Annotated in this window: 22 protein-coding genes; 8 read left to right on the forward strand and 14 right to left on the reverse strand. The window is 65.0% G+C overall.

The genetic code is table 11. The annotated features are described in order from the left end of the window. Positions 1–51 precede the first annotated feature (51 nt). Positions 52–888 carry a class D beta-lactamase gene (blaOXA, locus tag BIWAKO_RS25545; protein WP_069881042.1) on the reverse strand — a complete coding sequence of 279 codons (837 nt, stop codon included), beginning with the start codon at positions 886–888 and terminating at the stop codon, positions 52–54. Between the two features lie 161 nt (positions 889–1049). Next, positions 1050–1400: a hypothetical protein gene (locus BIWAKO_RS25550; RefSeq protein ID WP_069881043.1), complete on the reverse strand. Its 351-nt coding sequence runs from the start codon at positions 1398–1400 to the stop codon at positions 1050–1052. Positions 1401–1516: 116 nt separating this feature from the next. On the opposite strand from BIWAKO_RS25550, the gene phaC reads away from it, so the two are divergent. Then, positions 1517–3340, forward strand: a complete 1824-nt coding sequence (gene phaC / locus BIWAKO_RS25555) for a class I poly(R)-hydroxyalkanoic acid synthase (RefSeq protein WP_069881044.1) — start codon at positions 1517–1519, stop codon at positions 3338–3340. A gap of 83 nt (positions 3341–3423) precedes the next feature. Here the strand turns inward: phaC and BIWAKO_RS25560 are convergent, their stop codons facing one another. Beyond that, positions 3424–4785, reverse strand: a complete 1362-nt coding sequence (locus BIWAKO_RS25560) for an OmpP1/FadL family transporter (protein ID WP_069881045.1) — start codon at positions 4783–4785, stop codon at positions 3424–3426. 431 nt (positions 4786–5216) lie between these two features. On the opposite strand from BIWAKO_RS25560, the gene BIWAKO_RS25565 reads away from it, so the two are divergent. Continuing rightward, entirely contained in the window at positions 5217–6065 is an 849-nt protein-coding gene (locus BIWAKO_RS25565; protein ID WP_069881046.1) for a fumarylacetoacetate hydrolase family protein, read from the forward strand. 373 nt (positions 6066–6438) lie between these two features. Here BIWAKO_RS25565 and argC read toward each other — a convergent pair whose 3' ends face one another. The 7 genes from argC to BIWAKO_RS25600 form a co-directional block, all read right to left on the reverse strand. Further along, entirely contained in the window at positions 6439–7371 is a 933-nt protein-coding gene (gene argC / locus BIWAKO_RS25570) for an N-acetyl-gamma-glutamyl-phosphate reductase (RefSeq protein WP_084652337.1), read from the reverse strand. Positions 7372–7717: 346 nt separating this feature from the next. Further along, positions 7718–8674, reverse strand: coding sequence for an agmatinase (gene speB / locus BIWAKO_RS25575; RefSeq protein WP_069881048.1), 957 nt, complete (start codon positions 8672–8674; stop codon positions 7718–7720). A gap of 21 nt (positions 8675–8695) precedes the next feature. Continuing rightward, positions 8696–8941, reverse strand: coding sequence for a hypothetical protein (locus tag BIWAKO_RS25580; RefSeq protein WP_141740227.1), 246 nt, complete (start codon positions 8939–8941; stop codon positions 8696–8698). A 146-nt stretch (positions 8942–9087) separates the two neighbouring features. Then, a complete protein-coding gene (locus BIWAKO_RS25585) occupies positions 9088–9846 on the reverse strand; it encodes an SDR family oxidoreductase (protein WP_069881050.1) in 759 nt (252 codons plus the stop codon). Positions 9847–9942: 96 nt separating this feature from the next. Next, positions 9943–10422, reverse strand: a complete 480-nt coding sequence (gene rpsI / locus BIWAKO_RS25590) for a 30S ribosomal protein S9 (RefSeq protein ID WP_043232079.1) — start codon at positions 10420–10422, stop codon at positions 9943–9945. Positions 10423–10424: 2 nt separating this feature from the next. Continuing rightward, a complete protein-coding gene (gene rplM / locus BIWAKO_RS25595) occupies positions 10425–10886 on the reverse strand; it encodes a 50S ribosomal protein L13 (protein ID WP_043232308.1) in 462 nt (153 codons plus the stop codon). A 284-nt stretch (positions 10887–11170) separates the two neighbouring features. Beyond that, positions 11171–11587, reverse strand: a complete 417-nt coding sequence (locus tag BIWAKO_RS25600) for a PaaI family thioesterase (protein ID WP_141740228.1) — start codon at positions 11585–11587, stop codon at positions 11171–11173. A gap of 103 nt (positions 11588–11690) precedes the next feature. Here BIWAKO_RS25600 and BIWAKO_RS25605 point away from each other — a divergent pair, with 103 nt between their 5' ends. Next, complete coding sequence (locus tag BIWAKO_RS25605) at positions 11691–12506, forward strand: enoyl-CoA hydratase (protein WP_069881052.1); 816 nt, start codon at positions 11691–11693, stop codon at positions 12504–12506. Positions 12507–12616: 110 nt separating this feature from the next. Here BIWAKO_RS25605 and BIWAKO_RS25610 read toward each other — a convergent pair whose 3' ends face one another. Next, positions 12617–13048: a hypothetical protein gene (locus tag BIWAKO_RS25610; RefSeq protein WP_141740229.1), complete on the reverse strand. Its 432-nt coding sequence runs from the start codon at positions 13046–13048 to the stop codon at positions 12617–12619. Positions 13049–13197: 149 nt separating this feature from the next. On the opposite strand from BIWAKO_RS25610, the gene BIWAKO_RS25615 reads away from it, so the two are divergent. The 3 genes from BIWAKO_RS25615 (at position 13198) to BIWAKO_RS25625 (ending at position 16328) form a co-directional block, all read left to right on the forward strand. Next, positions 13198–13728, forward strand: coding sequence for a CoA-binding protein (locus BIWAKO_RS25615; protein WP_069881054.1), 531 nt, complete (start codon positions 13198–13200; stop codon positions 13726–13728). 25 nt (positions 13729–13753) lie between these two features. Beyond that, on the forward strand, positions 13754–14983 hold the full coding sequence (locus tag BIWAKO_RS25620; protein ID WP_069881055.1) for an FAD-dependent oxidoreductase: 1230 nt from the start codon (positions 13754–13756) through the stop codon (positions 14981–14983). Between the two features lie 67 nt (positions 14984–15050). Next, positions 15051–16328 carry an O-acetylhomoserine aminocarboxypropyltransferase gene (locus BIWAKO_RS25625; protein ID WP_069881056.1) on the forward strand — a complete coding sequence of 426 codons (1278 nt, stop codon included), beginning with the start codon at positions 15051–15053 and terminating at the stop codon, positions 16326–16328. A gap of 129 nt (positions 16329–16457) precedes the next feature. Here BIWAKO_RS25625 and BIWAKO_RS25630 read toward each other — a convergent pair whose 3' ends face one another. Next, entirely contained in the window at positions 16458–17537 is a 1080-nt protein-coding gene (locus BIWAKO_RS25630) for a COX15/CtaA family protein (protein ID WP_069881057.1), read from the reverse strand. A gap of 124 nt (positions 17538–17661) precedes the next feature. On the opposite strand from BIWAKO_RS25630, the gene BIWAKO_RS25635 reads away from it, so the two are divergent. Next, positions 17662–17874 (forward strand): DUF2842 domain-containing protein, encoded by a 213-nt coding sequence (locus BIWAKO_RS25635; protein WP_069881058.1) that lies wholly within the window; start codon positions 17662–17664, stop codon positions 17872–17874. Positions 17875–17966: 92 nt separating this feature from the next. On the opposite strand, the gene BIWAKO_RS25640 is transcribed toward BIWAKO_RS25635, so the two are convergent. Next, on the reverse strand, positions 17967–19019 hold the full coding sequence (locus BIWAKO_RS25640; RefSeq protein ID WP_069881059.1) for a polysaccharide deacetylase family protein: 1053 nt from the start codon (positions 19017–19019) through the stop codon (positions 17967–17969). Between the two features lie 106 nt (positions 19020–19125). Here BIWAKO_RS25640 and BIWAKO_RS25645 point away from each other — a divergent pair, with 106 nt between their 5' ends. After that, complete coding sequence (locus BIWAKO_RS25645; protein WP_069881060.1) at positions 19126–20403, forward strand: GNAT family N-acetyltransferase; 1278 nt, start codon at positions 19126–19128, stop codon at positions 20401–20403. A 111-nt stretch (positions 20404–20514) separates the two neighbouring features. Here the strand turns inward: BIWAKO_RS25645 and BIWAKO_RS25650 are convergent, their stop codons facing one another. Next, a complete protein-coding gene (locus BIWAKO_RS25650) occupies positions 20515–22689 on the reverse strand; it encodes a GumC family protein (RefSeq protein WP_084651812.1) in 2175 nt (724 codons plus the stop codon). Positions 22690–22796 lie beyond the last annotated feature (107 nt).

A 22796-nucleotide genomic window follows, 5' to 3' on the forward strand; every position in this document is an offset into this window, starting at 1 on the left:
CCTCAGCCCTCTCCCATCGGCATGGCTCTCCGGCCGCAGCTTGCGTGCCGCTCATTTGGCCTTCATCAGCACCGGCAGTTCCTTCAGAAAGGCGTCGCGGAGTTTCCGGCCGGGTATGCCATCCGTGCGTTCCGCGCCGATCAGCAGGCGCGCGAAGACGACGCGCCTGTCCTTGTTGTCGGCCCAGCCGACGAACCAGCCGAGAGGCCGCTTCCGATCGATTTCGCCGGCAGCGTTCCGAAGCCAGACTCTGCCGGTCTTGCCCTTCACGGTCCAGTCTCCGGCGCTGAATCTGGGAAGGATCGCCCTGGTCATCTCATGGGCCTTGCCGGAAACCGGCAGCGAGCCGGACAGGAGGCGCCTCAGGAAGCCCGCCTGCTCCTCCGGCGAGATCGTCAGCGATGACGAGATCCAGGAATGGGTCAATCCGTTGTTCCGGCCGGGATCGCCCGAGACATCGCCATTGCCGTAGCCGAGCTTCGAGACATGGGCGGCGAAGCGCTTGGGCCCGAGCCGGGCGGTCATCTCGCGCGAGTACCAGATGACCGAATCTGCCTCCCAGATCGTCGGGTCGACCGGCTTGCGATCCCGCGCCACCGCGTTGAAGCGCGATTGATAGTCCCAAAGGGGCTTGTGCTGATCTTCCAGTATGCCCGCGTCATAGCCGATCGCGGCAAGCGGCACCTTGAAGGTCGAAGCAGGGCTGAAGCGCTTGTCGCAGGTTCCTTCGCGGTGGAGTGTCTTTCCCGATTCCGCCTCGAGAATGAGCGTGCATTCGAGATAGGGCTTCACCGGGACTATCTGAGCCTGCGCAGAATTGGGCGGCAGTGCGCCCGCGATCAGCATGGCTGTGGCGAAGGAGAATGAACGATGCTCAGCTTGCGCCATGGGGCACGGTCTCCGGAACGGCAACGCCCCCCCGCCCTAGCGAGCTGGCCTGTCCCGGATATGGCGCCATTCCGGCAAGCTGGAATTAACCTAACCGATTGGTGAAGACGGAGCGTCCTCGGGCAGGTCCCGAGAAAATAGGCGGCTAACTGAAACGCCGATCAGTTGGTCGGAACCGTGGCCGGCGCCGGCGGCGGCGTGGCGCCGAGAGACTTGGCCTGTTCACCGGCAGCCTCGTTCGAGATGCGCTTGGCTTCGAGATCGGTCTCAAGCGTCTTGAAATCTGCCACGGGCTTGCGGGCTGCAGCGCGCGTCGCAGACGTGCCGACCGAGATGTAATCCCGCTCCGTCGAGCGGCTCTCCTTGACGAAGGGCTTCGATTCCTGCGGCGTGGTCGCAAGTCCCGCGGCCTCGGCGACCCCCTTCACGCCATCCCCCGCACAGCCGGCGAGAAATGGGGCGCAAAGAAGCAGCAGCGGCAGGAACCTTGTCGTAGGATTGTTGAGTGACATGAGCAGGTCCGGCGCGTTGCAGAATTATCTTTTTACACCATATCGTTTACGTCCTTAATGGGACCAAAATAGGAAGCAAGGGCTTCCGCAAAAGACGTGGCAAGGGGAGACGATTCATGTGCCCGCCAGCCGACGACAAGCCGAAGGGTCCCGCCGGCTCGGACGAAGCGCCTGTGCCGGATTTCGACCTGCTCGCCCAGAACATGGGGCGCTTCATGGAGGAAGCCGGGAAGGTCACGGCCGCCTATCTGAAGCCGATCGAACGCGGCGAGGCGAAGACCGGCGCGGCCGACGAGGTCAGCGAAATGGTCAAGACCATTGGCCGCGTCGCAGAGCGCTGGGTGACGGACCCGCGCAAGGTCATCGAGGCACAAGCCTCGCTGACCAGCGACTTCATGAGTCTATGGGCCTCAACCCTGAAGCGAGCCAGCGGCGAGGAAGCTGCACCGGTCGCCGAGCCCGACAAGCGCGATGCGCGCTTTGCCGATCCGGACTGGTCGGCCCACCCGATGTTCGATTTCGTCAAGCAGGCCTATCTGATCGGCTCGCGCTGGGCCGAGTCGATGGTGGATCGCGCCGAGGACCTTGACCCGCATACGCGCGAGAAGGCGCGCTTCTACGTCAAGCAGATCGCCAGCGCGCTCTCGCCCTCGAACTTCGTCGCAACGAATCCCGAACTCCTGCGTGAGACGCTGAAGCAGAACGGCGAGAATCTCGTGCGCGGGATGAAGATGCTGGCCGAGGACGTCGAAGCCGGCGGCGGCGAACTCAAGATCCGCCAGTCGGACGGGGGGGCCTTCGAGGTCGGCGTCAATATCGCCACGACGCCGGGCAAGGTCGTCTATCGCAACGAGATCATGGAGCTGATCCAGTACGCGCCGTCGACCGAGCAGGTCTTCAAGCGCCCCCTGCTGATCGTGCCGCCCTGGATCAACAAGTTCTACATACTCGATCTCAACGCCGAGAAGAGCTTCATCCGCTGGTGCGTGACGCAGGGACTGACGGTCTTCTGCATCTCCTGGGTCAACCCCGACGAACGCCATGCCGCCAAGGATTTCGAGAGCTACATGCGCGAGGGCATCTTCGAGGCCCTTGACGCGGTCGAGCAGGCGACCGGCGAAAAGCGCGTGACCGCCATCGGCTACTGTGTCGGCGGCACGCTGCTCGGCGTCACCCTCGCCTATATGGCCGCGAGCAGGGACAAGCGCATCGAGAGCGCAACCTTCTTCACGACGCAGGTCGATTTCTCGAAGGCCGGCGAACTCTCGGTCTTCGTCGACGAGGATCAGATCCGCGCCGTCGAAGAGCAGATGGCACAGCGCGGCTATCTCGACGGCGCGCGCATGGCCGGAGCCTTCAACATGCTGCGGCCGAACGACCTGATCTGGTCCTATGCCGTCAACAACTACCTGAAGGGCAAGCTCCCGACCGCCTTCGACCTGCTCTACTGGAACTCCGATTCGACGCGAATGCCGGCTGCCAACCACTCCTTCTACCTGCGCGGCTGCTATCTGGAGAACCGGCTCTCCAAGGGCGAAATGACGATCGGCGGGAAGAGGCTCGATCTGAAGGCCGTGAAGATTCCGATCTACAACCTCGCTGCCAAGGAAGACCACATCGCTCCGGCCCAATCCGTCTTCATCGGCTCGCAATGTTTCGGCGGGCCGGTTGACTATGTCATGGCGGGTTCCGGGCATATCGCCGGCGTGATCAACCCGCCGAGCAAGGTGAAATACCAGTACTGGACCGGCGGGAGGCCTGAGGGCGTCTTCGCCGATTGGGCCAAGGGAGCGGTGGAGCATCCCGGTTCCTGGTGGCCGCATTGGCTCGGCTGGGTGACCTCGCAGGCGCCGAAGCAGGTCTCCGCGCGTGAGCCGGGCGGTGGCGCGCTGACGCCGCTCGAGGACGCGCCCGGAAGCTACGTCAAGATCAGGGTCTGAGCCCACTTCGGAGTTTCATGGCTTCCCGGACAACAAAAAAGCCGGCCCGAGGGCCGGCTTTTCACTGACGCAGCTTGCGTCGGTCAGTTCTTCCGAACCACCGGGCGCATCGGGATCGGCTCCTGCGGATTGTCCCAGCGATAGGTGATGCCGGCGGAAACGACATGAACATGCGGCTTGGCCTCTGCCGTGTAGAGAACGGCGCCCTGCTGCGGATGCGTGCCAGCATAGTTCACGCTCGCATTCTGGACGTGGAGGTAGGTATAGCCCAGATCGAACTTGATCTTATCCGAGACCTGATAGCTGAAACCCGCCGACAACCAGAGGCGATCATTATCCGAGATGAAGACCGTACGATTCTCGTCGTTCACGGCCGAAAGCTCGTAGCCGACACCGGCGCGCAAGGTCAGATCGCGGTTGTATTTGTACTCAAGACCTGCCGAGAAGAACCAGCTGTCGTCATACTGGAAGTTCAGGCTGGTGAATGGCACGCCGAAATTGCTGGCGACGATCGGAATGCGGCGGAAGCGGCTCCAGTTCGTCCATTCGACGCCGAGATGCGCCTGCCATTGGTCATTGATGACCTGCGAGAGGCCAAACACGACAGAATCTGGCAGGTTGAGGTTGGCCTTGATCGGATTGGAACCCGCGGCGAGGATCGGCGGGACCGCTGCAGGGGTCGTGAATGTTCCCTCCAGCGTATGATGGATCATCGAGCGGTAGGCCAGGCCGATATTGGTCCCCTGCCACGGCGTCAGCGTGACGCCGAACTTGTAGCCGAAATCGATCGAGTCGCCTTCGAGGATGGTGTTGGGCGCGGTAGCCGTGATGCCGGCGGCCTGCTTCAGGTTGGTCTTGAAATACTGCACCTGGAGCGCGGCACCAACGGCGAGCCAGTCATTCACCTGGTAGCCGATCGTCGGCGTAACGTTGATCGTCGCGACGCGCGCCGACCGACCGTAGATCTGAGACGCATTGAACTGGTTTTCGGGTTTCGAACGCAGCCCGAACGGCACCCCGGTGTGCATGCCGATCCAGAGGCGGTCCGTCAGCTGCCAGGCGGAATACGAAGCCGGAACGAAACCGCCATCGCCGCCGATCTCGCCGGTGCCCAGGTTGCTTCCGCCAGCGGCGCCGATCGGAACGATCGCACCGTTGGGCAGCCGCACCCGAGTTGCAGAGGTTGGATCGTAGCTGGCGCTGGGGGCGACGTAGCTGAAGTTCCAATTGCTGTTCCGGCCCGGAAACATCGTGATCGTGGCCGGGTTGAACGTCATGGCTCCCATGCCGATGCCGCCAGAGGCCGCGCCCGCAAACGCCATGCCGAGCCCCTCGGCACTTGTTCCGCTGCGCAGTGAAAACGAGCTCGCTGAAGCGACGCCTGAAACCAGAAGAGCAGCGACCGAAACGGTAGCAGCGGCGGTGTAGCGAACGATGCTCTTCATCGACTATCCATCCCAGGAGTGACGTTCTTTCGGGCAAATCACCCGCTTCGCCAACGACCATGCCGCGCTCGCGTTTCTGCCGCAATCCCGCCCTGAACGGCACAATTTCGCCATGCTTCTCCATGCGCTTGCACCGCAGCAGGCAGAATCGACTAAAAATCCCCCGATTCCTGCAGTGCCGATCAAGTCGGCGTGCGAAAAAGATCGTTTACATGCGAACTATCGCAGGTTTTGCGCAGGTGGCAGTTCTGCAGGTCTACGTCTAATGGTTGCAGAACCTTTTGCTTTCGCGGTGGCCGTTGCATTCCCGCAACAAGTTTCGGGGTCCCCCTGTGCAGTCTCGTCATGCGCAGGAACCGCTTGCCTCCAGCGCCCCATCCGCACAGGATCGCGCCACCTTTGATCATATCGATTGAAACGGGGGAAACGACGTGAAACTGGTACGTTATGGCGCTTTCGGCCAAGAGAAGCCCGCGCTGCTGGACTCCAAGGGCGTGCTGCGCGACCTGTCGGGCAAGGTTCCCGACATCGCCGGCAAGGCGCTGACCTCGGCCTCGCTTGCGGCGCTGAAGGCGCTCGATGCCGAATCGCTCCCCGTGGTGCAAGGTTCGCCGCGCATCGGCGCCTGCGTCGGCGACGTGCGCAATTTCATCGCTGTCGGCCTCAACTTCGCCGACCATGCGGCTGAGACCGGCGCGCCGATCCCGGCCGAGCCGATCCTGTTCAACAAGGCGCCGAACTGCATTGTCGGCCCCTATGACGACGTCACCATCCCGAAGAACTCCAAGAAGACCGACTGGGAAGTCGAGCTTGCGATCGTGATCGGCGATGGCGGCTCCTATATCGCCGAGAAGGACGCCATGGCCGCGATTGCGGGCTTCTGCGTCTGCAACGACGTCTCGGAGCGCGAATTCCAGACCGAGCGCGGCGGCCAATGGGCCAAGGGCAAGGGCTGCCCGACCTTCGGTCCGCTCGGCCCCTGGCTGGTGACCCCCGACGAGATCGCCGATATCCAGAATCTCGGCATGTGGCTCGAGGTCGATGGCGAGCGGGTCCAGAACGGCTCGACCAAGACGATGATCTTCGGCGCCGCCTATCTCGTGCACTATATCAGCCAGTTCATGCGGCTCGATCCGGGTGATGTCATCACCACCGGCACTCCGCCCGGCGTTGGTCTCGGCTTCAAGCCGCCGCGCTTCCTGAAGGGCGGTGAGGTCGTGGCTCTCGGCATCGACGGCCTCGGCACGCAGAAGCAGAACTTCGTCCCCTACGAGGGTTGAGATAAAAAAGACGCCGCCATGGCTGCTTGACCCAACCATGGCGGCGTTGCCCACACCGCAAATAATGTCGCTCACAGCTGCCATGGAGGCAGCCAAAGCGGCGGGGACTAGTCTCGGGTCTCGTGTCGGAAAGCCACCAGTCGCCGCAGCGACGTGACATTACGCACAACCGATCCTCCGATAGAGGCCATCCCTTCCCATATCGGCTACCCCCATTTGGGGGACGTCAAGGCAAAGGGTCATCACGACCCCGTCAGGTGACGATACGTCATGGTTTCGGCGGATTGCCGGCGCTGCTCCCCTTGCCTCAACGGAGAAGGCCCGGCTTGCGGCCGGGCCTTTCGCATTTGCGGACGATATCCGGCTCGATGATCTAGGCCTCGCCGAGCCCGAGCATCAGGCGGATATTCTGGACCGCAGCGCCCGAGGCGCCCTTGCCGAGATTGTCGAGCTTGGCGACGAGCACCGCCTGCCGCAGGTCCTCATTGCCGAAGACCCGCAATTCGAGCTGGTTGGTGTCGTTGAGTGACTCCGCTTCCAGCTTGCCGCCGGCCTCGGCAGGAACCACCTTCACATAGGTCGAGCCGGCATAGCGCGCCGCCAGCACATCGTGCAGGTCGGCGACCTTCGGCTTGCCCGGAAGCGTGTCGAGATGCAGCGGCACCGAGACGAGCATGCCCTGGCGGAAATTGCCGACGGACGGCACGAAGATCGGCCGCCGGGTCAGGCGCGCGTATTCCTGCAGCTCAGGCAGATGTTTGTGCTTGAGCCCCAGCCCGTAGAGCTCGAAGGACGGCGCGGCGCCGGCCTCATAGGCTTCGATCATGCTCTTGCCGCCGCCCGAATAGCCGGAGACGGCATTGACCGTCACCGGATGATCCGGCCCAAGCAGGCCCGCATCGACCAGCGGCCGCAGCAGTGCGATGCCGCCGGTGGGGTAGCATCCGGGATTGGAGACGCGGTTGGCATTGGCGATTGCCGCGGCATGGCCGGGGGCGAGTTCGGCAAAGCCGTAGACCCAGCCCGGCGCGACGCGATGGGCAGTCGCGGCATCCACGATCTTGGGAGCGTCCGCGCCGAGTTCGTCGGCGAGCGCGACCGATTCCTTCGCTGCCTCGTCAGGCAGGCAGAGCACGACGAGATCAACCCCGGCCATCATCGCCTTGCGGGCGGCCGGATCCTTGCGCTTGTCGGGATCGATGCTCTTCACGACGACCTCCGGCAGCTCTGCCAGCCGGTCGCGAATGCCAAGGCCGGTGGTACCGGCTTCGCCGTCGATGAAGATCGATTTCAGATTCTGGCTCATCAGGGCCTCCGAAAGCGCGCTCGCGCTCATTGATAGGTCAGCATCAGGCATAAAAAAACCGCGCTCCGGGCGCGGTTCGCGGACAATTCGGGGTTCAGCCGAGCGTCATCGCGGGCGCGCCGGGGCGGCCTGGTTGGTGCGACGTCGGATCGAGCACATGATCATGACGCTGATATGTGGGAGGGCGTCGTCCCTGTCAATCGGCATGTGACGCGACGTCGCCCTGCGGGCACGACAAACCTCTCGCCCGTTGGGGCGGAGGTTTGCGTCATGCCTGATTTGCCAACGGATTGAATCGCTTGGCGTGCGTGGCTCGCAAGCCGATGCAGCCCGCTCGCACGGTGATTCAACCGGCCTTCTTCAGCGCCAGTGCCTGAATGTAGTGCTGGGCCACCGCGGCACCGGCGATCGCCGTCGCGTCGGCATGGTCATAGGGCGGGGAGACCTCGACGATGTCCATGCCGCGGAAGTCGAGATCGCGGATGGCCCAGACCATGCGCAGCGCCTGCGCCGCGGTAAAGCCGCCGGCGACAGGCGTGCCCGTGCCCGGCGCGAAGGCCGGATCGAGCGCGTCGATATCGAAGGTGAGATAGGCGGGTCCCTGCCCGACGCGCTGCTTGATGCGCTCGACGACGCCATCGACGCAGAGTTCATGGGCCTCATAGGCGCCGAGCACCTGGATGCCGCAATCGCGCGGCGCAACCGTGCGGATGCCGACCTGGATCGAGCGATCGACATCGATCAGCCCTTCGCGCACCGCCTCCAGCATGAACGTGCCATGCGAGACCGCGCCGACGCCATCGTCCCAGGTGTCCTGATGCGCATCGAACTGGACGATCGCCAGCTTGCCATGGCGGGCGACATGGGCGCGCAGCAGCGGCAGGGTGATGAAATGGTCGCCGCCGAGCGTCACCAGATGGGCACCGGTGGCGATGATTGCGGCGGATTCGCGCTCGATCGCCTTGGCGCAGCCCTGAAGGTCGCTGCGCGGCAGCGAGCAATCGCCGTAATCCACGGCCGAGAGATGCTCGAACGGGTCGATGCGGGACGGATACTGGGCATCGCCGTCGAAGATCGCGCTGACGCGGCGCAGTGATTGCGGCCCAAAGCGTGTACCCGGCCGGTTGGAGACCGCGAGATCGAAGGGCACGCCCCAGATCACGAGGTCGCAGCCAGCGACATCCTTGCTGTAGCGGCGGCGCATGAAGGAGAGCGCGCCGGCATAGGTCGGGTCCTGGGCCGGGCCGCGCCGATCGCCGGTGAAGGCGTGGTCGATGGAGGGGGTGTCGACGGGTTCGGTCATGGCAACAATCCGTGAATGAAGTCAGCTCCTGCCCGTGAGCCAGACATAGAGGCACCAGGGCAGGATCAGGGCGAGGCCGGTCAGGACCAGCCGAAACGTGGTCCAGGCGATGGGGTTCTGCAGAGCGCGGCCATCGAGTTCAGGCACGCCGTGGATCAGGCCGAGCGCGAAAGCCGGTGTCAGGAAGATGATCAAGGCCCGCCCGACCCGGCGCCCGGTCGGCTCCCCCGTCCGCGCAAGCGCAAGCAACGCGGGAACCGCTATCATTCCGAAAGCAATGAGAACGAGCAGGATGCGCATGGCGGAGGCTGGAACCGGAGACGTGAGCCTGCGGTTTAGCATGGCCGCGGCCCTGATCCAGCCGCGCCGGGCGGCAGTCGCAGCCGAATCTGTCGTTCAGGGCCCCGGTGCTATCAGCGCCCGCCCGCCACGCGCAGAACTACGCCTGTCGTATAGGCGGAAGCCTCGGACAGCAGGAACAGCACGGACTCGGCGATCTCGTCAGGAGATGCCGCCCGCTGCAGGGGAACGAGCGGCGCGATGCGCTCGACCCTGCCGGCTTCACCCGTCGAGAGGGCATGGATCTCGGTCTCGGTAATGCCGGGCGAAACCGCATTGACGCGGATGCCGGCAGGAGCAAGTTCCTTCGCGAGGCCAACCGTCAGCGTATCGATCGCTCCCTTGGAGGCCGCGTACCAGACATATTCGCCGGGCGAGCCGAGCGTTGCCGCAGCAGAGGAGATGTTGACGATCGCCCTGCCCTTCCGCTCCGGCTGAGCGAGCAGCGCCCGCGCCGCTTCACGCGCGACCAGGAGCGCGCCGGTAACGTTCACGTCGATGCAGTTGCGAATGACCTCTGCGTCCGCCTCGGCAAGCGGGCCCGACTTGCCGGTGATGCCGGCATTGTTGACGACCTGGGAGATGGGCCCCAGCTTCCCCTTCGCCTCGGCGAAGACGCGCAGGATATCCGCCTCACCAGACATGTCGCCCTGGAGTGCAAGGGCGCTTGCGCCCGCGGCCTTGCAGGCCGCGACAACCGATGCGGCCGCGGCCGCGTCGCGCTGGTAGTTGACGGCGACATCATAGCCACGGCCGGCCGCCATGACTGCGATGGCGGCGCCGATGCCGCGGCTGCCTCCGGTGACGAGAAGAACGGGACGGGTAGCGCTCATCGGCGGCGACTCCAGCTGGGACTGAGCTGCAGCCAATACGAAAAGGGCGGCTCTTGCGAGCCGCCCTGAAAGCATAGCCAGACTGCGTGAGCCGGATCAGCGCTTCGAGAACTGGAAGCTGCGGCGGGCCTTGGCCTTACCGAACTTCTTACGCTCGACGACACGCGAGTCGCGGGTCAGGAAGCCTTCCTTCTTGAGCGGACCGCGCAGTTCCGGCTCGTAGAAGGTCAGGGCCTTGGAGATGCCGTGGCGCACAGCGCCGGCCTGGCCGGAGAGACCGCCGCCCTTGACCGTGACGACGACGTCGTACTGGGTCATGCGGTCGACGATCATCAGCGGCTGCTGCAGGATCAGGCGCAGCACCGGGCGAGCGAAGTAAACTTCCTGGTCGCGGGTGTTGACTGTGATCTTGCCGGAGCCCGGCTTGATCCAGACGCGGGCGATGGCGTTCTTGCGCTTGCCGGTGGCATAGGCGCGGCCCTGCGCATCGACCTTCTTGACGTGAACGGGAGCGTCGGGCTGAGCCGTCTTGGCGACCTGGCCGAGCTGCTCGAGAGACTGAAGAACCTCAGCCATGATCAGAGCCTCGCATTCTTGCTGTTGAGCGCGGCGACGTCGAGCGCCTCCGGCGACTGGGCGGCGTGGGGGTGCTCAGCGCCCTTGTAGACGCGCAGGTTGCCCATGATCTGGCGGAACAGCGGGCCGCGCGGCAGCATGCGCTCGACAGCTTTCTCGACGACGCGCTCAGGGAAGCGGCCTTCGAGCAGGAACTTGGCGGAACGCTCCTTGATGCCACCCGGGAAGCCGGTGTGATGGTAGTAGACCTTCTGGTCGCGCTTGCGACCCGTCAGGACCACCTTCTCGGCGTTGATGACGATGATGTTGTCGCCACAGTCGACATGCGGGGTGTAGGCGGCCTTGTGCTTGCCGCGCAGACGCATCGCCACAACGGAGGCGAGACGACCAACGACCAGCCCGGAGGCATCGATCACAACCCACTTCTTCTCGACGTCGGCGGGCTTGAGCGAGACGGTCTTCATCGCGGCACCCTTCGGTTGCTTGAAAAAGGACAAGCCGCCGGAAGGCCGGCGGCGGTGTGGGGCGGTGGATAGGGGCATGCTGCCGTACTGTCAAGCACCACGATCACGCCTCAAGGCGAAAAATCGCATTGTTTTCAGTGCAATGGCAAAAACGGTATTTAGGTACCGTATTCCCATCCAGCGATCCTGCGAGGTTCGGCAGGATCGTCCCTTTTTCTGCGCCTCTCGCGGGGCTTCGATTCCCCCAGGGAGACCGATCTGCGGCCAGGACGAGCGCTCGAATCCTAGCGCTCCGACGGAATCGAGTAGGTGCCGGTGGCATGGCAGACCATCGCGCTGCCGCCTTGCGAGAACAGCGCGACCTCTCCGACGGCGAGCCGCTTGCCGAGCTTGAGCAGCCTGGCCTCCGCGATCAGCGCCACCGGCCCCGGCTTGCGCAGGAAATTGTAATTGAGGCTCGTCGTCACGGCGAGGCCGACCGGGCCGATCTGGGCGAGGATCGCGACATAGAGGGCGAGATCAGCCAGCGCCATCATGGTCGGGCCGGAGATCGTGCCCCCCGGGCGCAAATGCCGCTCGTGATAGTCGCAGCGCATGCGCGCCGTCAGCGGGCCGACATCTTCGATGAAATAGGTGCGCCCGCCATAATGGAGTTGCGGGAAGACCTGATCGAGATAGGTCTCCACCTCTGAGATCGTCATGCGGGGTGTCATGTGCGGGAAACCGGATGCCAGCGGGAAACTCCTCCCCTTGCAGCATGACGGTTGGGCTCCGACAATAGCCACGGACGCGAAAGGCCATGCCATGAATGCCCATATCGAGCCCGACATCGCCCCGGTTCTGCTGCGCGCAGACCAGGACGGCATCGCGACACTGACGCTGAACCGTCCGCAGGCGCGCAATCCGCTTGGCGAAGCGATGCTGGCCGCGTTGAGCGAAGCTTTCGGGGCCATTGCTGAGGACCAGACGGTGCGCGCCGTCGTGCTGACGGCCGCCGGCCCGGTCTTCTCTGCCGGTCATGACCTCAAGGAGATGAGCGCGCACCGCTCCGATCCGGACCGTGGCCGTGCCTATTTCACCGATATCCTTGGCCGCTGCTCGGCCATGATGCAGCAGATCACCGCTCTGCCCCAGCCGGTCATTGCAGCGGTGGAAGGCACGGCGACCGCTGCAGGCTGCCAGCTCGTCGCGACCTGCGATCTCGCCGTCGCCGGTGCGCAGGCGCGGTTCTGTACCCCCGGCGTCCATATCGGGCTGTTCTGCTCGACGCCCATGGTGGCGCTCTCGCGCAATCTCGCGGCCAAGCATGCGCTGGAGATGCTGCTGCTGGGCGAGATGATCCCGGCCGAGGAGGCCGCACGGATGGGGCTGGTCAACCGGGTCGTTCCGGCAGGTGCTGCGCTTGCGGAGGCCTTGCGACTGGCGGGCGTGATCGCATCGAAATCGCCAGCCACCGTGAAGATCGGCAAGCGCGCCTTCTACCAGCAGCGCGAGATGGGCCTCGCGGCAGCCTATGACCACGCATCGGCGGTCATGGTCGAGAACATGCTCGCCCGCGACGCCGAGGAAGGGATCGGCGCCTTCATGGGGAAACGCCAGCCGGTCTGGAGCGGCAACTAGCGGCTCACGAACCTCAGCCGGGCTCTCTCCATCCATCCAGAATCAGCGCCGCACGCGGCGACAACCGAGACACGCTGCGGCCGCGTGCAGCTATCCATCAGGCGCCTGTTTCACAGGATCGCGGGAAAATGCTCCGGCGTCTCGGTCTGCAGGTGCTCCTTGGCCTCTCCTTCCGGCTGCGGCACGGCTGGCAACTGCAAAACGGTCGCCCTTTGTCCCGTAGACAGGTTCGTCAGCAGAATGACCTGCCCGTCGGGCAGCTCGAGCGCATCGTGATGCGCATAGGGCTTGTCGAGATCGATCTGACGGAAGCGGGCCATCGTCGCTGCCATCTTGCGATGCGGCAGGAAGCCGACCACCCTATCGCACTCGATCTCCCTCGCGAACGCCAGCTCCGTGCCGGGCAGCACGCAGACTGCCACCTCCGGCTGTGCCGAGGTGCAGAATCCGCGCGTGCTCGAATTCGGGAAGCTGGTGGTCGTCAGTTCGTCGCCCACTTTGGCGGGAGTGGACATCACATTGTGCAGGCTATAGTCGCACATGGTAGACCCTCCTTTCATGACGGAACAACCGGGGTTGTTCGCCCTGTGTTCCATTACATCAGATAAGAGTGGCAAAGCTGTGGTTCAGCCCCTCGGCGCCAAAATACCTGGGCATGATCGCCGCGTATTTCTCGTGAGGATTCAGCACCTTGAATCATGAGGTCTATGAAGATGCGCTAATCCGCCGCATCCTGCGCGAGGTGAAGACCGTCGCTCTGGTCGGCGCCTCGGCCAACGAGGCGCGGCCGAGCTGGATCGTCACCAAATATCTGCTCGATCGCGGTTATGACGTCATCCCCGTCAATCCCGGCCTTGCCGGCCAGACACTTCTCGGCAAGACGGTCTACGGCTCGTTGAAGGAGATTCCGGTTCCGGTCGACATGGTCGAGATCTTCCGCAATTCGGAAGCCGCCGGGCCGATCACGGACGAGGCTTTGGCACTCTCGCCTCTGCCGAAAGTGATCTGGATGCAGCTGTCCGTCCGCAATGGCGCGGCCGCCGCCCGCGCCGAGGCCAAGGGCCTCACCGTGATCATGAACCGCTGCCCGAAGATCGAGTATGGCCGGCTCTCCGGGGAGATCGGCTGGCAGGGCATCAACTCGCGCATCATCTCGAACAAGAGGCCGCAACTGGCCGGCAAGGGCTTCCAGAAATTGTCGATCAACCGGCCCGGGACCTGACCCGGCCATCTCCAGGGAAACGGCGATGCGCGAGGAAACGACCACTTGCTGCATCGCCGGAGGCGGCCCCGCCGGGATGATGCTCGGTTTCCTGCTCGCGCGAGCCGGCATCGAGGTCACGGTGCTGGAAAAGCACGCCGATTTCCTCCGGGATTTCCGCGGCGACACGATCCACCCGTCGACACTCGAACTGATGCATGAACTCGGGCTGCTCGAGGCCTTCCTGAAGCTGCCGCACAGCAAGGAAGACCATATCGTCGCGCGCTTCGGAGACGACGAGATCACGCTCGCCGATTTCAGCCATTTGCCGGTCAAGGCTCCCTATGTCGCCTTCATGCCGCAATGGGATTTCCTCGACTTCCTGGCGGAACGGGGACGCGAGCAGCCCTCCTTCCATCTTCGGATGCAGACAAAGGCCGAGGGGCTGATCAAGCAGAACGGGCGCGTAGCTGGCGTCACGGCCATGGCGCCCGACGGCCCGCTTTCGATCAGGGCCGATCTCGTGGTTGCGGCTGACGGGCGCAGTTCCGATTTGCGCGCGGCCTCCGGCCTCCCGGTGAACGTGCTCGGCGCGCCGATGGACGTGCTCTGGTTCCGGCTCTCGCGCAACAAGAGCGATCGCAACCAGACCTTCGGTCAGGTCGCGGGCGGGCGCTTCTTCATCATGCTCAACCGCGGCGACTACTGGCAATGCGCCTTCATCATCCCAAAGGGTTCGCTGGAATCCTTGCAGGTCCGGGGCATGCGGGCCTTCCGGGACGGTGTCGTCGCGCTCTCGCCCTTTCTCAAGGACCGGATAGCGGAGCTGCGCAGCTGGGACGACGTCAAGCTGCTCTCGGTCGCCGTCGATCGCCTGACTCGCTGGTGGAAGCCCGGCCTGCTCTGCATCGGCGACGCTGCGCATGCGATGTCCCCGATCGGCGGCGTCGGCATCAATCTGGCGGTGCAGGATGCCGTCGCAACGGCCAACCTGCTGGCAGCGCCGCTCCGCGAGAAGCGGCTGACGGATACCGCTCTGGCAGCCGTGCAGCATCGCCGTGAATTCCCGGCAAAACTCACCCAATCCATGCAGATCGCGATCCAGAATCGGGTGATCGCGCCGCTGCTCGCCAGCCGCGGACCGGTGGCGCCGCCTCTGCCGCTACGGCTCCTGCAACGCTTCCCGCTGCTGCGCCGCCTGCCGGCACGGCTGATCGGCCTGGGAATCAGGCCGGAGCATATCGGCCCCGCTCTCAGGCCTGTCCGGCCGAATTGACGCCGCACAGAGCGTTCGTTAAATCGAACGAGACCGTTTCACGATCAGAATTTGCAGGGAGCACGCCATGTCAGACCGCTCACCGGGTTTCCATACGCTCGCCATTCATGCCGGTGCAGCGCCTGATGCAGCCACCGGCGCGCGCGCCACGCCGATCTACCAGACGACATCCTTCGTCTTCGACGATGTCGACCACGCCGCCTCGCTGTTCGGCCTGCAGGCTTTCGGCAACATCTATACGCGGATCGGCAACCCGACCAACGCAGTGCTCGAGGAGCGCGTCGCCGCGCTCGAGGGCGGCACCGCGGCGCTCGCCGTCGCGTCTGGCCACGCCGCCGAGTTCCTCTGCTTCCACGCCCTGCTGCAGCCGGGCGATGAGTTCGTCGCCGCGCGCAAGCTCTATGGCGGTTCGATCAACCAGTTCAATCATTCCTACAAGAATTTCGGCTGGAACGTGATCTGGGCCGATTCCGACGATCTCGAGAGTTTCGCCGCCGCGGTGACCCCGCGCACCAAGGCGATCTTCATCGAGTCGATCGCCAATCCGGGCGGCGTGATCGTCGACATTGCCGGCGTCGCGGCCATCGCCAAGAAGCACAACATCCCGCTCATCGTCGACAACACGATGGCGAGCCCCTACCTGATCCGCCCGTTCGAGCACGGTGCCGACATCATCGTGCATTCCGCGACCAAGTTCCTGGGCGGGCACGGCAACTCGATCGGCGGCCTGATCGTCGATGGCGGCTCGTTCAACTGGGTGGGCGATGAGCGCTACCCGATGCTGTCCAAGCCGCGGCCGGAATACAACGGCATGGTGCTCGGCGAGACCTTCGGCAATTTCGCCTTCGCCATCGCGACCCGCGTGCTCGGCCTGCGCGACATGGGCCCGGCGCTCTCGCCCTTCAATGCCTTCATGATCCTGACGGGCATCGAGACCCTGCCGCTGCGAATGCAGCGCCACTGCGAGAGCGCGCTCGCTGTCGCAAAGCACCTCTCGACGCATCCGGCAATCGAATGGGTCAGCTATCCCGGCCTGGACGGCGATAAATATCACGACCTCGCCAAGCGCTACTCGCCGAAGGGCGCGGGCGCGGTCTTCACCATCGGCCTGAAGGGCGGCTATGACGCCGGCGTCAAGCTGGTCTCGAACCTGCAGCTGTTCTCGCATCTCGCCAATATCGGCGATACGCGCTCGCTGGTGATCCACCCTGCCTCGACGACGCATCGCCAGCTCTCGGACGCACAGAAGACCGCGTCGGGCGCCGGACCGGAGGTCGTGCGCCTCTCGATCGGGCTCGAGGACGTGGCCGACCTGATCGGCGATCTCGACCAGGCGCTGATCTAGCATCCGGCCGCGATTCGACGGGGCGTCCCCCGGGAAGAGAAATGCAGACCCGGGATCCCTGCCTGAACCATTCCGGCAGGGATCCCGGGTCTCTTTCTTTTGCCGCGGCGCGACAGCGTTCAGGTGGCGTCAGGCCCGGACAGGATGCGCGGTGCTGGCCCCGCTCCGCGTGACATGCACGACTGTCATCGCCAGCACCATGAAGGCGAGCGCCTGATGGGCGAGCCCCGCCCAGAGCGGGACCACCAGCAGCAGCGTAACGATGCCGAGCGCGGCCTGTGCCAGGGTGAGGCCGGCAATCGCCGTTGCGCGCTTGGCGCTGCCTGACCCAGGCGCTGCGCGGCGCATCGCAACGGCATGCCAGAGCGCGGCCGCCAGCAACAGATAGGCGCCGATGCGGTGGTTGAACTGCACCAGGGCGACGTTATCGACAAAGTTCTCCCAGAGCGGCGTCTGAGCAAACAGCGTCGACGAAGCGGGAACCAGCCCCCCATCCATCAGCGGCCAGGTGTTGAAGGTGAAGCCCGCACGGGAGCCGGCGACGAGGCCGCCAAGCGCGATCTGCGCGAAGGTGAGCACCAGCAACACCCAGGCGGCCACGCGGCCCCTCGCCTGCTCGACCCGCCGCAGCGGCGTCAGCCAGGTGGCGAACGCGACAACGGCGGCGAAGAACAGGCCGGCGAAGGTGAGATGAAGCGTCAGCTTGACCGGCGCGACCGCGATCATGCCTGGCTGGAGCCCGGACGCGACCATGATCCAGCCGATCGTACCCTGCAGGCCAAGCAGCAGCCCCATGCCGAACAGCACGGCACTCTGGCGCCAGGGCAGGAGCCTGCGGAGCGCGACGACAAGGAAGCCGAGGAGATAGACCAAGCCGATGAAACGGCCGAGCTGACGGTGCCCCCACTCCCACCAGAAGATGAACTTGAACTCCGACAGCGCCATGCCGGCATTGAGCAGCTGGTACTGCGGGCTCGCGCGGTACTTCTCGAATTCCAGCGCCCAGGCGGCGTCGGAGAGCGGCGGGATCGCGCCGGTGACCGGTCGCCACTCGGTGATCGAGAGGCCTGAGCCGGTCAGGCGGGTTGCGCCGCCGACCACGACCATCGCGAAGACGAGTGCCGCGACGATCCAGAGCCAGCGGCGGATGCCTGCGTGGTTGGCGGAGCTGACAGCGCCGCCACGCGGCTGATCGAGAGCAATCGTCACGGGATGGGGACCTCGGGTCGCAAATGTCGCGCTTCACAAGCGTCGTTGGGGGTGACAGATAGACCCGCGCGAAGACGCGAACAACGCCCGCAATGCCGCAGCCGTGCCGGCATGGAGACGAGAGATGACCCAGAGCCACCGCAAGCTGATCGGCACCGTGGTGATCCTGATCTTCGTCTGCGTCTATGCGCTGGTCGCCATGGCACTGGCGCAGGGCCGGATCACGGATGCGCCCAAGCTGGTGCAGACCATCGCCTATATCGCGCTCGGCCTCGCCTGGGTGTTGCCCCTGCTGCCGCTGATCAAGTGGATGGAACGGAAAGACGGGCCACGCTGACATCGGCCCGAGAGTAGATTGAGGCTTTCGGACAAAGCCGTTGCAAACATAGAACCCTGGATCATCGGACCGGATATCCGGTCCGATGGGATCTAGCCGACATTCAGCCGCCGCCCCTTGTTCCAGAGCAGGAACGGCAGTCCCGACAGCAGCGCCCGCAGCGCTGCCTCGCTCTGGTGATAGCCATTCAGCGAGACACGCGGCAGCGCATGCAGATGCCGCTCATGCCGATCGAAGAGATGGCCCGGCCGCGTGGTGACGGCGCTTGTGAAGCCAGCCGCTCGGGCCAGGGCGAACTCACGCTTGCCGGCGGAGCCCGGATCGCCGACGGGATAGGCGAAATGGCGAATGGGCAGGCCGAGCTCCTGCTCGAGCCGTGTCTTGCTCTCGACGATCTCGGCCCGGGCAAAATCCTCGGGATGCTTGGCGAGCATGGGGTGGCTCAGCGTATGCGCCCCAATGGTCACGCCGGGGGCGCCGGCGAGCGAGCGCAGCGTTTCCCAGGGCAGGCACTCGCGCTCGACCAGGGCTGCGCTGTCGATGCCGGCCTGACGCGCAAGCTCGGAAATCGCTGACAGCAGAATCGCTTCCGGCCCTTTGCGCAGACGCCAGTAGAGCGTCTCGAAGGCCAGCTGCTTCTCGCGATCGGATTCGGTGCGGGCCGAGAAGCCGCCATCCGGCAAGTCCAGGGCCAAATGCGGCAGAGCCCGGATCGCCTCCTCCATTTCCAGCCACCAGAGCCGCGCGGTGCGCTCGGCGAAGCCGGTCGTCACGAACAATGTCCAGGGTACGCCATGCTTGGCCAGGACCGGCCAGGCATGATCGAGATTGTCGCGATAGCCGTCGTCGAAGGTCAGCGCCACGAAGAAGCGCTGGGAGAGCGGGCTTTGCAGCCGCGCCACCGCTTCATCGAGCGAGACGATGTCATAGCCCTGCGCCTTGATCAGTGTCAGCGTCTGGTCGAGGAATTCAGGCGTGATCTCCAGCAGGCGATTGGGGGCGAAGCCCCGTTCGCGCCAGGGCCGGACATGATGCAGGGTCAGAATTATGCCCGCGCCCTGAGCGATATCCTTCGCCCATCGGTCGGCGCCGGTCAGCGCAATCGCCTTGAATGCGGCGGAAAAGGCTTGGTGTCGCAGGCTCATCCGGCTCCGGGCAGCAACCGCTCGCTAATATTGTTCGCCGATGCTTCGGCTGGTCGAAGACAACCTGGCAGGTTCGTTCACAATAGCGGGTTAAGGACAGCGAGGAATGCCGACACCCGAGGGCCCAGAGACGATGTCTGCACTTGCCGAACGCGCCGGAACTCCGGCCTCGGCCCTGAACCTGACAGCGGTCAGGAGCAGGGGGGAGCGCGCGCGCCCCTGGCACAGCATCACGATCGACTGCGATCCCGCCGCCCTGGAAGCCGAGTGGCGCAATCTGGAGGCGGCGGCCCTGGTGACGCCCTACCAGGCCTATGGCTGGATCAGGCCCTTCGTCGAGACGGTCGGGGCAGCCCACGGTACGGAGTTCCGATATGCCGCTCTGCGCGACGCGGCCGGGCGCACCCAGGCCCTCCTGCCGCTGGCGCTGACGCGGCGCAACGGCGTTCGCTTCGGCGAATTCATCGGCGGCAAGCACGCAAATTATCATATGGGGCTCTATGCCCCCGATTTCGCTGCCGCGCTCGATGCGGCCGCGGCGCGAGCCCTGCTTGTCGAGATCGGCACGGCCATTGGTGATCTCGACGCCTTCATCTTCGTCAACCAGCCGAAGGACTGGCAAGGCGTTCCCAACCCGCTGGCGCAGCTTGCGGCAGGGCCGAGTCCAAGCGGAGCCTACAAGCTCGCGCTGGAGGGACGAGACTGCGAAGGCTCGCTGCGGCGCTCGATGAGCTCGCATGCCCGCAAGAAGCTGAAGAACAAGCGCAATCGCTTCAGAAGCTTCGGCAGCTCAGTCCTGCTCAGGGCCGAGACCCCGGAGGATATCGAGCGGGTCGTTTCCGCTTTCCTGAGCCAGAAGGCGGCGCGGTTTGCCAGCATGGGCGTTCCAAACCCCTTTGCGGAGCCCGCCCTGCGTGACTTCCTGCGCCAGGGGGCAAGCCCTGACCGCGGCGAAGCGCCCGTTCTCGAACTCTACTCGCTCGACCTCGACGGCCGCTGTGTCGCAACCTATGTCGGCGCCGTGCAGGGATTGCGTTTCTCCGGCATGGCCACGTCCTTCGAGATGGACGGCGAACTCGCCAAGTCGAGCCCTGGCGAGATCCTGCTGGTCGACCTGATCAAGCTGAAATGCCGTGCCGGAATCGAGGTCTTCGACCTCGGTGTCGGCGAAGCCCGCTACAAGACGACGGTATGCGACGACCGGGACGAACTCGTCGACACCTTCCTGCCGCTGACGCCGAAGGGGCATGCCTTTGTCCTGTTCAGCCGGGCCAAACGTGCCGCCAAGCGCAAGATCAAGAGCTCACCGGTGGCACTGAAGCTGGCGCAACGCGCCTCGGGCTGGCTGAACCGGAGCCGGACACTCGCCACCGACGACGACTGAGCGGTAACGCCTCTCGCACATCAGATGCGCAGGATCTGCGCATCTCGCAGGACGCCAAGCACCACGGAGCCCTGACGATCCCAGCCGCCCCCGGCCGGGATACGTCTGCGTTCAAGCCATCGCCGCATCATGCTCGCGGACGGAGAACGGGACGCCCGCCGTCTCCTCGAGCTTGTCGACGACGAGAGAAACCGGCGCCGTCGTCAAATCGGCGAGCCGATAGGCGGCCTCCATGGCGTGCCCGTTGCCGATGCTGCCCGCCATGACGAAGACACCTTGCGCACGTCCGACCAGCGGCGCGAGCACGGCGCTCTCGTCGCCCGAAGTCGCCGAGACCAGCACCCAGTCATAGGTCTCGCAGAGTGCATCGAGCGCCACCTCGACGATATCCGGCGCGGCAAGGACCGCCCTGCGCCCGGCTCGTCCGGCGCTGATGCGATGCAGCCGAGAGCCCGGTTCGCGCATGATGATCTCGGAGAACTGGGCCTCGCCGGCGAGAAGCTCGGAGAACCCCAGCTCATCCAGTTCGTCATCGTCGCTGGCAAGATCCACCAGCACGCAACGGGAGTGACGGGACAGCAGTTCCGCAAGGTCCCGTGCGGACATCGCCTCGGGACCGGCGCCGTCGACCAGCACGGCCAGCGGCGCCATATCGGCTGGAGGAGCAGCAATCCGCTCCGAAAGCGCCGTGAGGGCCCCTTCGGGATCGGCCGCGGCCAGGGGAACCCGGCCCACTCGGCCGGTATGGGTCAGCAGCCCCGCAACGCGTTCGCGGCGCTCGTCTCCGTCGGACGGATGTTGCACGGCCCCTGCCCCGCCACCGCCGACCCAGCCCGGTGCACGCCGCGGGCCATTGGAGCCGGGAGATGACCCCGCAGTGCCGTTGAGGAGCTCACGCGAGACCACCATGGCGAGCGCGACGAGGAAGGTCGCGAGCGTCGCAACGAGGATGATCGGGATCTTCTTCGGGAAGGACGGCTCGGTGGGCTCGACGGCGCGCGAAATGATGCGTGCATCGGCCGGGCTGGCGTTCTGGGTGTCGCGCGCCACAGCCTCGCGATAGCGCTGCATATATTGCTCGAGCTGATCGCGCAGGGTGCGTGCCTCGCGCTCCAGCGCGCGCAGCTGCACTTCCTTGTCGTTGGCGCTCGAGACGTTCTTCTTCTGCCCTTCGAGGGCGGCCGTGAAGCTGTCGACGCGCTGGCCCGATATGCGCGCCTCGTTCTCCAGGGTGCGAACCGTGCGCTCGGCGGCCGCGCGGATCTGGCCTTCCAGATCGGCGAGCTGGGCACTGAGTTCCTTGATGCGCGGATGCCCAGGCAGGAGCGAGCGCGATTCCAGCGCGATCTGGGCACGCAGATTGACGCGCTGCTCGATCAGGCGGCGGACCAGTTCGTTATTGGCAACGTCGGGGATTTCGAAGGTCCGTCCGCTCTTCATCGCATCGCGAATGACGCTGGCCTTGGCTTGGGCCTCGGCCTGCTGACTGCGGGCATTGGAGAGCTGGGTCGAGAGGTCCGCCAATTGCTGTGCAGTGATGGTGGTGTTGTTCGTTCCGACGAGCAGTCCGTTGCGCGAGCGGAAGTCCTCGACCTTGCCCTCCGCCTCGGCAACACGCTTGCGCAGCGGCTCGATCGTGGTCGAGAGCCAGGACGAAGCACTGCGCGCCGTGTCCTGCTTCGCCGCCTCCAGCATCTCGAGATAGATATTGGCGATCTCGTTAGCTCCACGCGCCGCAAGCGCCGGATCGCGCGACGTGAACTCGATCGCGACGATGCGGGACCGGCCGACCGGGAAGACCAGCAGGCGGTCGTAGAATTTATCGAGCACGCGTTCTTCGGGCGAGCGATCGGCCGGATGCGCGCCCAGCCCGACCAGCACACGGAGCCGCTTCAGCGCACTCAGCGCGCCGGCGCCCGAATCGAATTCGGGATTGCCGACGAGTCCGATGCGTTTGATCGCCTCGCGGGCAAGGTCACGCGACATGATGACCTGGACCTGGCTCTGCACGCCCTCGCTGTCGAATTGCTGGCTTGTGGCTTCTGCCCCGCCCTGCCCCGGACGGGTATAGAAGCTGTCCCGGTTCTCGAGCAGGAGGCGCGCCTCGCCCGTGTAGCGCGGCGTGACCAGATTGACGGCGACGAAGGAGAGGCCGAGCGCCAGCAGTGTGGGGCCGAGCACCCAGAGCTTGCGCCGCTTGATGGCGGCCCAGAGCGCGGAAAGATCGAGCATGTCGCCGCGGCTCTCGCCGGCATCCCGCATTCCGTCATCGGATCGAGAGGTCATGACTCACCCATTCACGCAAAACTCGCGCGCCCAGCACAGGACGCAGGGTCAATCAAAGCTGATTAAGGTTATTGGCGAGTTAAGAGCCGAGCGCGGCCGCTGCCCGG

Origin of the sequence: Bosea sp. BIWAKO-01, from assembly GCF_001748145.1 — a bacterium.
GTDB lineage: Bacteria > Pseudomonadota > Alphaproteobacteria > Rhizobiales > Beijerinckiaceae > Allobosea.

Excerpts from the sequence above, each read along its gene's own strand:
- blaOXA (WP_069881042.1), bottom strand. The coding sequence starts at position 888 with ATGGCGCAAGCTGAGCATCGTTCATTCTCCTTCGCCACAGCCATGCTG.
- BIWAKO_RS25550 (WP_069881043.1), bottom strand. The coding sequence starts at position 1,400 with ATGTCACTCAACAATCCTACGACAAGGTTCCTGCCGCTGCTGCTTCTT.
- phaC (WP_069881044.1), top strand. The coding sequence starts at position 1,517 with ATGTGCCCGCCAGCCGACGACAAGCCGAAGGGTCCCGCCGGCTCGGAC.
- BIWAKO_RS25560 (WP_069881045.1), bottom strand. The coding sequence starts at position 4,785 with ATGAAGAGCATCGTTCGCTACACCGCCGCTGCTACCGTTTCGGTCGCT.
- argC (WP_084652337.1), bottom strand. The coding sequence starts at position 7,371 with ATGAGCCAGAATCTGAAATCGATCTTCATCGACGGCGAAGCCGGTACC.
- speB (WP_069881048.1), bottom strand. The coding sequence starts at position 8,674 with ATGACCGAACCCGTCGACACCCCCTCCATCGACCACGCCTTCACCGGC.
- BIWAKO_RS25580 (WP_141740227.1), bottom strand. The coding sequence starts at position 8,941 with ATGATAGCGGTTCCCGCGTTGCTTGCGCTTGCGCGGACGGGGGAGCCG.
- BIWAKO_RS25585 (WP_069881050.1), bottom strand. The coding sequence starts at position 9,846 with ATGAGCGCTACCCGTCCCGTTCTTCTCGTCACCGGAGGCAGCCGCGGC.
- rpsI (WP_043232079.1), bottom strand. The coding sequence starts at position 10,422 with ATGGCTGAGGTTCTTCAGTCTCTCGAGCAGCTCGGCCAGGTCGCCAAG.
- rplM (WP_043232308.1), bottom strand. The coding sequence starts at position 10,886 with ATGAAGACCGTCTCGCTCAAGCCCGCCGACGTCGAGAAGAAGTGGGTT.
- BIWAKO_RS25600 (WP_141740228.1), bottom strand. The coding sequence starts at position 11,587 with ATGACGATCTCAGAGGTGGAGACCTATCTCGATCAGGTCTTCCCGCAA.
- BIWAKO_RS25605 (WP_069881052.1), top strand. The coding sequence starts at position 11,691 with ATGAATGCCCATATCGAGCCCGACATCGCCCCGGTTCTGCTGCGCGCA.
- BIWAKO_RS25610 (WP_141740229.1), bottom strand. The coding sequence starts at position 13,048 with ATGTGCGACTATAGCCTGCACAATGTGATGTCCACTCCCGCCAAAGTG.
- BIWAKO_RS25620 (WP_069881055.1), top strand. The coding sequence starts at position 13,754 with ATGCGCGAGGAAACGACCACTTGCTGCATCGCCGGAGGCGGCCCCGCC.
- BIWAKO_RS25625 (WP_069881056.1), top strand. The coding sequence starts at position 15,051 with ATGTCAGACCGCTCACCGGGTTTCCATACGCTCGCCATTCATGCCGGT.
- BIWAKO_RS25635 (WP_069881058.1), top strand. The coding sequence starts at position 17,662 with ATGACCCAGAGCCACCGCAAGCTGATCGGCACCGTGGTGATCCTGATC.
- BIWAKO_RS25640 (WP_069881059.1), bottom strand. The coding sequence starts at position 19,019 with ATGAGCCTGCGACACCAAGCCTTTTCCGCCGCATTCAAGGCGATTGCG.
- BIWAKO_RS25645 (WP_069881060.1), top strand. The coding sequence starts at position 19,126 with ATGCCGACACCCGAGGGCCCAGAGACGATGTCTGCACTTGCCGAACGC.
- BIWAKO_RS25650 (WP_084651812.1), bottom strand. The coding sequence starts at position 22,689 with ATGACCTCTCGATCCGATGACGGAATGCGGGATGCCGGCGAGAGCCGC.